At 66.3% G+C, this 10,700-nt stretch carries 11 protein-coding genes; 1 reads left to right on the top strand and 10 read right to left on the bottom strand.

Annotated features, from left to right (window positions below):
- Positions 1-126: 126 nt before the first annotated feature.
- The 10 genes from rimI to ACLFMY_RS06590 form a co-directional block, all read right to left on the bottom strand.
- On the bottom strand, positions 127-615 hold the full coding sequence (gene rimI, locus ACLFMY_RS06635) for a ribosomal protein S18-alanine N-acetyltransferase (RefSeq protein ID WP_410763821.1): 489 nt from the start codon (positions 613-615) through the stop codon (positions 127-129).
- Positions 612-1,040, bottom strand: coding sequence for a hypothetical protein (locus ACLFMY_RS06630; RefSeq protein WP_410763820.1), 429 nt, complete (start codon positions 1,038-1,040; stop codon positions 612-614). The genes rimI and ACLFMY_RS06630 overlap by 4 nt, the downstream gene beginning before the upstream one ends.
- 37 nt (positions 1,041-1,077) lie before the next feature.
- Entirely contained in the window at positions 1,078-2,625 is a 1,548-nt protein-coding gene (locus ACLFMY_RS06625) for a 2-isopropylmalate synthase (protein WP_410763819.1), read from the bottom strand.
- Between the two features lie 236 nt (positions 2,626-2,861).
- Entirely contained in the window at positions 2,862-3,641 is a 780-nt protein-coding gene (gene pssA / locus ACLFMY_RS06620; RefSeq protein WP_410763818.1) for a CDP-diacylglycerol--serine O-phosphatidyltransferase, read from the bottom strand.
- A 42-nt stretch (positions 3,642-3,683) separates the two neighbouring features.
- On the bottom strand, positions 3,684-4,700 hold the full coding sequence (ilvC, locus tag ACLFMY_RS06615) for a ketol-acid reductoisomerase (RefSeq protein ID WP_410763817.1): 1,017 nt from the start codon (positions 4,698-4,700) through the stop codon (positions 3,684-3,686).
- A gap of 58 nt (positions 4,701-4,758) precedes the next feature.
- Positions 4,759-5,259 (bottom strand): acetolactate synthase small subunit, encoded by a 501-nt coding sequence (gene ilvN, locus ACLFMY_RS06610; RefSeq protein ID WP_410763816.1) that lies wholly within the window; start codon positions 5,257-5,259, stop codon positions 4,759-4,761.
- 13 nt (positions 5,260-5,272) lie between these two features.
- Entirely contained in the window at positions 5,273-6,973 is a 1,701-nt protein-coding gene (locus ACLFMY_RS06605; protein ID WP_410763815.1) for an acetolactate synthase 3 large subunit, read from the bottom strand.
- Positions 6,974-7,369: 396 nt separating this feature from the next.
- Positions 7,370-8,314, bottom strand: coding sequence for a hypothetical protein (locus tag ACLFMY_RS06600; RefSeq protein ID WP_410763814.1), 945 nt, complete (start codon positions 8,312-8,314; stop codon positions 7,370-7,372).
- Positions 8,315-8,500: 186 nt separating this feature from the next.
- Positions 8,501-8,737, bottom strand: a complete 237-nt coding sequence (locus tag ACLFMY_RS06595) for a sulfurtransferase TusA family protein (protein WP_410763813.1) — start codon at positions 8,735-8,737, stop codon at positions 8,501-8,503.
- Positions 8,738-8,766: 29 nt separating this feature from the next.
- Positions 8,767-9,087, bottom strand: a complete 321-nt coding sequence (locus tag ACLFMY_RS06590; RefSeq protein ID WP_410763812.1) for a rhodanese-like domain-containing protein — start codon at positions 9,085-9,087, stop codon at positions 8,767-8,769.
- A 158-nt stretch (positions 9,088-9,245) separates the two neighbouring features.
- Between ACLFMY_RS06590 and ACLFMY_RS06585 the strand changes: the two genes are divergently transcribed.
- Positions 9,246-10,646: a M48 family metalloprotease gene (locus ACLFMY_RS06585; protein WP_410763811.1), complete on the top strand. Its 1,401-nt coding sequence runs from the start codon at positions 9,246-9,248 to the stop codon at positions 10,644-10,646.
- The last annotated feature ends 54 nt before the right edge of the window (positions 10,647-10,700 follow it).

Here is a 10,700-nt window from a genome sequence, read left to right as displayed (position 1 = left end):
GGGTGCGAGATGATCGCGAACGTCCGGCGGCTGGAGTAATCGTTTTCGGGTGTGGTGCTCATGAAGTCTCGGATAGGAAATCGCTCGGCCCGCCGCGGATGGTGGCGGCAGGCCCGTAAAACAGGATCAGGACAGCGAACAACGCATCACGCGCGCGTCCTCGCGTCCATCGGGGGCCGGATAATACGCCTTGCGAAAGCCGATATCCGCAAAGCCGGCCGACTCGTACAGGGCGATGGCCGCACGGTTGCCCGCGCGCACCTCGAGGATCACGCAGCTGGCATCGTCCGCGCGCGCCGAATCGAGCAGCCGCTCGAGCAGGAACCGCCCCACGCCACGGCGCTGCATGGCCGGGTCGACACAGATGTTGAGCAGGTGCCATTCGTCGAGCACCATCATCATCACCGAAAAGCCGATCAACCGCCCCTGGAGGAAGGCCCCATCCAGGTGGTAGCCGGCGCGGAGGCAGTCCTCGAACACCGCCTCGCTCCAGGGATACGGATGTGCCGCCTCCTCGATCGCGAGGATTTCGGGCAGGTCCTCGCCGGCCAGCGAGGCCCAGTCCAGGCGGGGCATCTCCGCCAGGGGCCGGCCGGCGCGGAATGCGTCACTCACGATCGTCCTGCCCGCCTCGGCCCGACCGCCAACTCCTTCCACAGCCGGCGCTTCGCTGCACCGTCAACGGCCACCTCGGCGAGCGTCCAACGGCGACCATGGACCCAGACGGCCTCGCCGTCAGCCGGCGGGCCCGACTCCTGCCTGCAATCGAGTCGCCCCCAGCGGGCGATCGCCTCGGCCAGCGCCCGGTGCGGCGACTCGGCGAAGACAACCACCCGATCCGACCGATCCTGCTCGGGCGTCCCGGCGGGCAGGTCGGCAACCGGAGTGACTCCCGGCTGTGGTTCGACCGCAGCGCCGTCGGGTTCCGCCATCGGCGCCCCGGCGTCGACCACCGGCTCCGAGCGCTCGAGCGGGCGCAGCCGTCCGCTGGGGGCATAGACCTCGATCCCCAGCCAGCCCAGCGGCGTCTGCTCACGCACCCCGGAACTCACCCGCGGCCCTGCCCCGGCTCCGGCATCACACGTCACCCATCTGCGGATGGGCCCGCTTCGGCGGGTGTTCGAGCCGCTCGATGGCGTTCAGGTAGGCCTTGGCCGAGGCGATCACGATGTCCGTGTCCGCTCCCTGCCCCGTGACGATGCGCCCGGCACGCTCGAGGCGGACGTTGACCTCGCCCTGCGCGTCGGTGCCACTGGTGATGTTGTTCACCGAGTAGAGCTGCAGGTTCGCCCCCGAGGCGACGATCTTCTCGATCGCGGCCAGCGCGGCGTCCACCGGGCCGGCGCCGGTGGCCGTGGCGGTCAGCTCCTCGCCGCGGATCGAGGCGGTGAGTGTGGCCTCGGGCGTCTCGCCGGTCTCTGAGCAGACGTGCAGCGAGACCAGGCGGAAGGCCTCCTCCAGTTCGTCGTAGACCTCCGAGACCAGCGCCTGGATGTCCTCGTCGAAGATCTCGCGCTTCTTGTCGGCCAGTTCCTTGAAGCGACGGAAGGCATCGTTGAGGGCCTCCTCGCTCTCGAGTTCGACACCGAGGTCCTTCAGGCGGCTCTTGAAGGCGTTGCGCCCGGAGAGCTTGCCGAGAGACAGCCGGTTGGTCGACCAGCCGACGTCCTCGGCGCGCATGATCTCGTAGGTCTCGCGGTGCTTGAGCACGCCGTCCTGGTGAATGCCGGACTCGTGGGCGAAGGCGTTCGCCCCGACGATGGCCTTGTTGGGCTGGACCGGGTAGCCGGTGATGGTGGAGACCAGCTTCGAGGTCGGCACGATCTGGGTGGCATCGATGCGGGTCGACACCCCGTAGACGTCTTGGCGGGTGCGGGTAGCCATGACGACTTCCTCGAGCGCGGCGTTGCCGGCCCGCTCGCCGAGACCGTTGATGGTGCACTCGACCTGGCGGAAGCCGGAGCGGACGGCCGCCAGCGAGTTGGCCACGGCCAGCCCGAGGTCGTTGTGGCAATGCGTCGACCAGACCACGTTCTCCGAGCCGTTGACCCGCTCGATCAGGGTCGCCATCTGCTCGGCCCACTGGTCCGGGGTGGCATAGCCGACCGTGTCGGGCACGTTGAGCGTGGTCGCGCCGGCCTCGATCGCCGCCTCGAAGACGCGCACCAGGAAATCCATCTCCGAGCGCACCGCGTCCTCGGCGGAGAACTCGACGTCGTCGGTGTACTCGCGGGCGATCTTGATGGCGTTGACCGCGTGCCCGACCACCTCGTCGGGGCTCATGCGGAGCTTCTTCTCCATGTGGATCGGGCTGGTGGCGATGAAGGTGTGGATGCGGCGTTTCGGCGCCGGCGCGACCGCCTCGCCGGCACGGCGTACGTCCTTCTCGCCGGCACGCGCGAGCGAACAGATGGTCGAATGCTCGACGTGCTCGGCGATCGTGCGGATGGCGTTGAAATCACCCTCGCTCGCCGCGGCAAAACCGGCCTCGATCACGTCCACGCCCAGTCGCTCGAGCTGACGGGCGATGCGCAGCTTCTCGTCACGCGTCATCGACGCGCCCGGGCTCTGCTCGCCGTCACGAAGCGTGGTGTCGAAGATGATCAAGGAATCACTGCTGCTCATGGCAAAAACCTCAGGTATCGCCGCCGGGTCGTCCCGTCGGGAAATCATTGTCTAGTCGGTGGTCGCGTGGGTCGCCTCGCCAGGCTTCGTGTCAATCGCCCCGGCGGGGCAGTCGCAGCAGCAGCGACGGGCAGACGACGCGCAGCCCGACCACCGTAGCGGTGGCCGGGAGGGAAAGACGGGCTGCGCGGGAACAACTGCTCATGCTGCCACGGTAACGACCGATGCGTTCCGATTCAAGACGTCGTCCGCTTCAGGCGACGCCGCAGACCGCGCGAAAGGGTCCACAGCGGCGCGGAAAGCGCATAGGCACTGGCAAGCACCCACAGCGTCAGGGCGAAATCCTTCAAGAGCAGCACGAACACGATGATCGCGATCGGCAGGCTCAGGAACGACAGCCGCAGGCGCGGCGAGAGCCGCTTGCCGCTGAAGTACGGAAAGCTCGAGACCATCAAGAGCCCGGTGGTGATGGTGATCACCCAGACCCAGCCTTGCTGGGCCTCGAACGGGATCGCGTGCTCCTCGAAGAACCACACCATGCCCATCAGCACCGCGGCGGCGGCCGGCGAGGCCAGCCCGACGAAGTAGCCCTTGTCGACCGTCTCCACCTGCACGTTGAAGCGCGCCAGGCGAATGGCCGCGGCGGCCGCGAAGACGAACGCGCCGAGCATGCCCCAGCGATCGCCCATCCCCTGCAGGCTCCAGAGGTAGACGATCAGGGCCGGGGCGATGCCGAAGGAGACCACATCAGAGAGCGAATCGTACTGGATGCCGAATTCCGACTCCGTGCCGGTCATCCGCGCCACGCGACCATCCATGCCGTCGAGTAGCATGGCGACGAACACGGCGATGGCCGCCGGGACGAAGTTGCCCTGGACGGCCATCACAATCGCGAAAAAACCGGCGAACAGGGCGCCGGTCGTGATCAGGTTGGGCAGCAGGTAGATCGCCTTGCGCCGCCGATGCTCGTCCTGCCGGTCGGCCGGTTGCTGCTCGGTCTGCGTGTCGTGATCCATCTTCTGCCCCTCCCGGGATGGTCTCGTGCGACCGTCCCGCGATCAGTTGCGGGACTTGTCGACGATCTTGTTGGCGCTGATCCAGGGCATCATGCCGCGCAGGCGCTCGCCGACCTGCTCGATCGGGTGCTCGGCGTCCTGGCGACGACGTGCCGTCATTGAAGGGTAGTTCAGCGCCCCCTCGTTGATAAAGCGCTTGGCGTACTCGCCGTTCTGGATGTTGGCCAGCGCCTCGCGCATCGCCCGGCGGGACTCGTCGTTGATCACCTTCGGACCGGTGACGTACTCGCCGAACTCGGCGTTGTTGGAGATCGAGTAGTTCATGTTGGCGATGCCGCCCTCGTACATGAGGTCGACGATCAGCTTGAGCTCGTGCAGGCACTCGAAGTACGCCATCTCGGCGGGGTAGCCCGCCTCGGTCAGGGTCTCGAAGCCGGCGCGGACCAGCTCGACGGTCCCGCCGCAGAGCACGGCCTGCTCGCCGAACAGGTCGGTCTCGGTCTCGTCCTTGAAGGTGGTCTCGATGATGCCGGTGCGACCGCCGCCGATGCCCGAGGCGTAGGACAGCGCGATGTCCTTGGCCTTGCCCGAAGCGTCCTGGTGGATCGCGATCAGGTCCGGGATGCCGCCGCCGCGGGCGAACTCGGAGCGCACGGTGTGACCCGGGGCCTTCGGCGCGATCATGATCACGTCGAGGTCGCGGCGGGGCGAGACCTGGTTGTACAGCACGGAGAAGCCGTGGGCGAAGGCGAGCGTCGCACCCTCACGCAGGTTCGGCTCGATCTGGTTGGCGTAGATCTCGGCGTGGTTCTCGTCCGGGGCCAGCACCATGACGACGTCGGCCCAGGCGGAGGCCTCCTCGATGGTCTTGACCGTCAGGCCCTCACCCTCGGCCTTCTTGACCGAGCCAGAACCGGCACGCAGGCCGATCGCGACCTCGACGCCGGATTCCTTGAGGTTGAGCGCGTGGGCGTGGCCCTGCGAGCCGTAGCCGATGATGGCGACCTTCTTGCCCTGGATCAGGGAGAGGTCACAGTCCTTGTCGTAGTAAACCTGCATGGGGTGAATCTCCAGTCGAATGGTATTTGGAAAAAGAAACGGCAATCGGCGAGGTCTCTCAGACCTCGGGAATCAGCATGCCCCGCGGCCCGCGCGAGACGCCCAGCGCACCCGAGCGGACGATCTCGACCACGGGGATCGAACCCAGCGCGTCGATGAAGGCATCGAGCTTGCTGCCCGGCCCGACCAGCTGCACGGTGTAGCTGGACTCGGTCACGTCGATGACCTGGCCGCGGAAGATCTCGGCCAGCCGGAAGATCTCCTGGCGAACGGCGTCGTGGGCCTGCAGCTTGATCAGCATCAGCTCGCGCTCGATGTGCGCGGTGTCCGCCATGTCCTGGACCTTGACCACGTCGATCAGCTTGTTGAGCTGCTTGACGATCTGTTCGATGACCAGCTCGTCACCGCTGGTGACCAGGGTCAGGCGCGAGAGGGATTCGTCGTGGGTCGGCGCCACGCAGAGCGACTCGATGTTGTAGCCGCGCGCCGAGAACAGGCCGGCCACCCGCGAGAGCGCCCCGGCCTCGTTTTCCATCAGGATCGAGATGATATGTCTCATGATTGGGACGCCCTCACACCAGGATCATTTCATTGAGGCCCGCGCCGGCGGGGACCATCGGGTAGACGTTCTCTTCCGGGTCGGTCTGGAAGTCCATGAAGACCAGTCGGTCCTTCATGGCGAACGCCTCCTTCAGCGCGCCCTCGACGTCACCCGGCTTCTCGATGCGCATGCCGACGTGGCCGTAGGACTCGGCGAGCTTGACGAAGTCCGGCAGGGACTCCATGTAGCTCATCGCGTAACGGCCCGAGTAGAAGAACTCCTGCCACTGGCGGACCATGCCGAGATAGCCGTTGTTGAGGCTGACGATCTTGATCGGCAGGTGATACTGCAGCGCGGTGGACAGCTCCTGCGAGCACATCTGGATGCTGCCCTCGCCGGTCACGCAGGCGACCTCCTCGTCGGGAAAGGCCCACTTGGCACCCAGCGCGGCCGGCAGGCCGAAGCCCATGGTGCCCAGCCCGCCCGAGTTGATCCAGCGGTGCGGCTTGTTGAAGCCGTAGTACTGAGCGGCCCACATCTGGTGCTGGCCGACGTCGGAGGTGACGAAGGCGTCGCCGCCGGTGACCTCCCACAGCTTCTGGACGACGTACTGCGGCTTGATGATCTCGTCGGACCACTTGTAGTCGAGGCACTTCATGCCGCGCCACTGCTCGATCTGGTCCCACCAGGCCTCGAGTTCCTTGGTTTTCTTCGCCCCGCCGGCCTGGTTGACCAGCTCGATCATCTCGGTGAGCACCGACTTGACCGCGCCGACGATCGGCACGTCGACGACGACGTTCTTCGAGATCGAGGACGGGTCGATGTCGACATGGACGATCTTCGCGTGCGGGCAGAACTTGGACAGGTCCCCGGTGACCCGGTCATCGAAGCGCGCCCCGATGGCGATCAGGACATCGCAGTGATGCATGCCCATGTTGGCCTCGTAGGTGCCGTGCATACCGAGCATGCCCAGGTGCTGCTTGTCGTTCGCCGGGTAGGCACCCAGCCCCATCAACGTCTGCGTGATCGGGTAGCCGAGCTTGCGCGTGAAGTGCGTCAGCTCGTCGGCCGCCCGCCCCAGAATGACGCCGCCGCCGGTGTAGATCATCGGTCGCTCGGCGTTGACGATCAGGTCGACCGCCTTGCGGATCTGCCCGGAGTGCCCCTTCTCGGTGGGCTGGTAGGAGCGCATCGCGACCTTTTCCGGGTACTCGAACGGGATCTTGACCTTCGGGTCGGTGACATCCTTGGGGATGTCGACCACGACCGGGCCCGGGCGACCGGTGGTCGCGACATAGAACGCCTTCTTGATGGTCTCGGCCATGTCGCGCACGTCCTTGACCATGAAGTTGTGCTTCACGCAGGGACGGGTGATGCCGACGTTGTCGACTTCCTGGAAGGCGTCGTTGCCGATCAACGCGCTGTGGACCTGGCCGGTGAACACCACCAGCGGGATCGAGTCCATGTGCGCGGTTGCGATGCCGGTGACCGCGTTGGTCGCCCCCGGGCCGGAGGTGACCAGCACCACGCCCGGCTTGCCGGTGGCGCGCGCATAGCCGTCGGCCATGTGCACCGCACCCTGTTCGTGACGCACGAGGACGTGATTGACCTCTTCCTGCTGGTACAGGGCATCGTAGATGTGAAGGACCGCCCCACCGGGATAGCCGAAGACCGTCTCGACACCCTCGGCCTTGAGGCATTCAACCAGGATTTCACCGCCGGACAATTCCACGAGAGTATTCACCTCGATATAACGCGTTTATCTCATATAAATCCTGCGACTGCCCGGCATGGAGAAATTCCGCAAGGCAGCCACGCGACTTCGGGGAAACCGTCCCCGCATCCGGGCAGCGCCCCGGATGGTCGTCCTGTGGAACCATTGAGTTTGCTTGACGCAAAAGAGTGCAACGCGATCAACGCAGCCCATGACGACGGCAGCCCGCCGGCCGGCGAGATCGTCACCGGCCAGACAGGCTGCCATCAACCGCAATTGGGCCCGATGGGGCTCGGCGGTCTCAATCGTAGACGGGATAATATAACGCGTTATCTGACTGATTTCACCATCATCGACGGCGAATGCGCGCCCCGGCCGACGGACGCGGCCGGAATGCGCGCTGGGAGGCGGGGGTCAGAAGCTGCCGAAACCGCCCGAGGAACCCTCGTCGCTGTGGACCTTGCCGTCGACGACGTCGAGCAGCAGGGCGTTGATCGCGTCGGGGGCCGATCGCAGCTTGAAGAAGGAGGCATCGCCGCCCATCATCGGCAGATCCGGGAAGAACAGCGCCATGCGGAAACGGAGGTTCAGGGTCTCCGCCGAGCTGCCGTCCAGCAGGATCGGATACGGCAGGAAGGCATAAGCCCTTGGAGCCTCGAGGTCCACGGCCTCGACCAGCGCCGCCCCGTTGGCATTGGCATTGTCCGACTTCAGGGCCACACCGAACACCACCTGGTCCTTGCCCGGGATGCGGACCCGGTAGACCAGTTCGGTGCCCAGGTCCCCGCCGGTGGCCCGCTCGGCGATCTGCTCCTGCGCCCGGGCAAAGGAGCCCAGCTCCCCGAGATCCACCGCATCGCCGAACGTCTCCAGGCCGAAGCCGTACTGGTAGGTCCTGAGGTTGGCCTCCGAGATCGGCTCGGCACCGAAGTACCCGGTGGCACCCAGCGCGCCGGCAATGGCCTGGAACACCGGTTCGTTGTCATCCTCGAGGCGGTAGCCGTGAGCCACGTATCGCGGATCCTGGTAGGACACGCGGACCGACTCCCCGTCCTGCTCCAGGGCAACGCTCAATACCGCACCGTAGCCGCCACGATCACTCCTGGCCGCCGTGGCCAGCAACGCGTCACTGGTGACCACGAACACGTGCACACCCTCGGTGGGCGCATAGTCCCCGGCGACGTCAAACCCCTCGGCGGCGAGTTGCTCGCTGACCGAGGCGACCGCGTCCTCCATCGACGACTCGATCGGCTTACCTTCGACGAACGGCTGGAATGCGGCCCGCACCGGGCCGGAGAACACCAGGCCCAGGCAGACCAGCCCGGCACCCAGCAGACGAATCGCTTGGCTCTTCCCCATGGCGCAATCACTCCTTTGTGAAGCTCTTTGGTGTTGTCGTCTTTACTTGATTGTTGTTGTCGACAATTCCAAAGATACGCCACAACAGGAGGTTGCGCATCCGCGACGACTCGGAGAGACGGACCTCGGGACAGATCTCGACGGCGAGCACAAGAAACGACCGGCTTTCCGGCCGGCGTCCACTCGTCACTCTCCGCGGATCAGCTCGATCCGCAACACGTCCCCCTCCCACTCGAGAGAAGCCAGCCCGTGTCCCGCTCGTTCGCTGTAGGCACGAAAGTCGCTCTCGGCGCCTCGATCGGTCGCGTAGACGATCACCCGCTGCCCCGGCTCGGCCGTGGCCACGGCCTTGCGGGCCTTGAGCAGCGGCATGGGGCAGGAGAGTCCGCGGGCATCGACCTCGATGGCTTGCATGTCACTCATGATATTTCCTCGGCCGCAAACGGGTGCGTTCACTCGCCCGGCGGAATGAGCGGCAGGCCGGAGCCCGCCCAGTGCAGGATCCCCCCTTCGAGGTTGTAGACGTTCTCCACGCCCTGGCGGAGCAGGAACAGGCAGGCCTGCGCCGACCGCGCACCGCTGTGGCAATAGATGACCACGTCCCGGTCGCTGCGAAAGCGATCGACATTCAGCGGCACCATGTGCAGCGGCACCAGTTCAGCTCCCTCGATCACCCCGCGATCGGTCTCCGCCGGACCACGCACGTCGAACAACTCCACCTCGCCGAGCCTGTCGTTGAGTTCATCCGCGCTGATGGTTCCGTAAGCTGCCATAATCCTCTCCAAGCTGATCCGGTAGGCATGAAACATCCCAGTTTAGCGGTGGGTCTCCTGCCTCGTCCATAATGGACCGGCCGACGACCCCGCCGCGCCGGAAACCCGGCGCCCATTGGCGAGTCAAACCGAACACCCAGCTCTCACACCGCGACACAATGATCCGAGCCACGCTTCTGTTCCTCGCCCTTGTCCTGGCGACCACACCCGTCCGTGCGTCAGGCAGCGGCCTGCCGGACCTGGGCAACCCGGTGGACACCGTCCTGTCCCCCGCCGAAGAGCGACAGATCGGTGCGGAGGTATTCTCCCGACTCAGGGAACGCGGCGGCGTGGTCGAGGACACCCTGATCGACGCCTATCTCAACGACCTGGGCATCCGCCTGATCTCGTCCAGCCCCGGCTCCCCCTTCGCCCCGAACCTGGTGGTGATCGACAACTCGACCATCAACGCCTTCACGGTGCCCGGCGGGCACATCGCGGTGTTTTCGGGATTGATCCTCACCGCCGAGAACGAGAGCGAACTGGCCGGCGTGATCGCTCACGAGATCGCCCACGCCACCCAACGCCACATCGCCCAGCGGGTCGCGGCCCAGACCGGCAACAGCATGACGGCGGTCGCCGGATTCATCGCCGGCATCCTGCTGGGCGCGGTGGACCCGCAACTGGGCGCCGCCGTGGCCACGACCGGCATCGCCGGATCCGCGCAGAGTTCCATCAACTACACCCGCATGCACGAGCGCGAAGCCGACCGCATCGCGCTGGACATGCTGGCGCGCGCCGGAGTCGATCCGGAGGGGATGGTGAGCTTCTTCGAGACACTTCAGCGGCGAGCGGGGGGCGAGCCGGGCCGGCAGTTCGAGTTCCTGCGCACCCACCCCATGAATGCCGAACGGATCAGTGCCATCAAGGACCGGCTCGACAGCCTGCCGGCCGCCACGACCCGTTCCGACAGCCACTCGTTCCGTCTGGCACGGGCGCGTCTCGCCGCCCTGGTCGGCAACACCGACACGCCACTCGCCGAGGAAAGCGACCGGCAGTATCGGCAGGCGATCATCGCCCGCCGTGCGGGCAACCCCGAGAAGGCCGCCCGCCTGCTCACCCCGCTGTATGAACAGGACAGCGGCAATCTGTGGTACGCGCTGCCGCTGGCCCGGGCGCTGAACGACAGCGGGGAGACCGAACGGGCCGATCACATCCTCACGGACCTGATCGAACTGTATCCCGGTGACGCCACGCTGATGCGAGTCCGCGTGAAGTGGATGCTCGATCGCGGCGAAACCGATTCGGCCTACCGGGCCGCACGGTCCGCGGTGGAGACGAGCCCCGACGACCCGGCCGCCGCCCTGGCCTTGTCCGAGGCGGCCAACGCCAGTGGCCGGACGCTGGAGCACCACGAGCAGCTCGGCCGCTATTTCCTGCTCCAGGACAACCTCGTGGCTGCTCACCAGGAACTCGAAACGGCCTATACCTATACGGCCGATCATCCGCGCGCCCGGCTGCGGATCGAGTCGACCCTGGAGGACATCGAGCGACGCGCCGGCCAGGAGCGCGACGACTGACCCCGGACTTCACAACCACCGCATTCGGCGACAGACCCGCCAACGCCCGACAAC

It is taken from the genome of Guyparkeria sp., from assembly GCF_046545975.1.
GTDB lineage: Bacteria > Pseudomonadota > Gammaproteobacteria > Halothiobacillales > Halothiobacillaceae > Guyparkeria.
The sequence above is the reverse complement of the archived record's forward strand: the minus strand, read 5'-3'. Positions and strand labels throughout refer to the sequence as shown.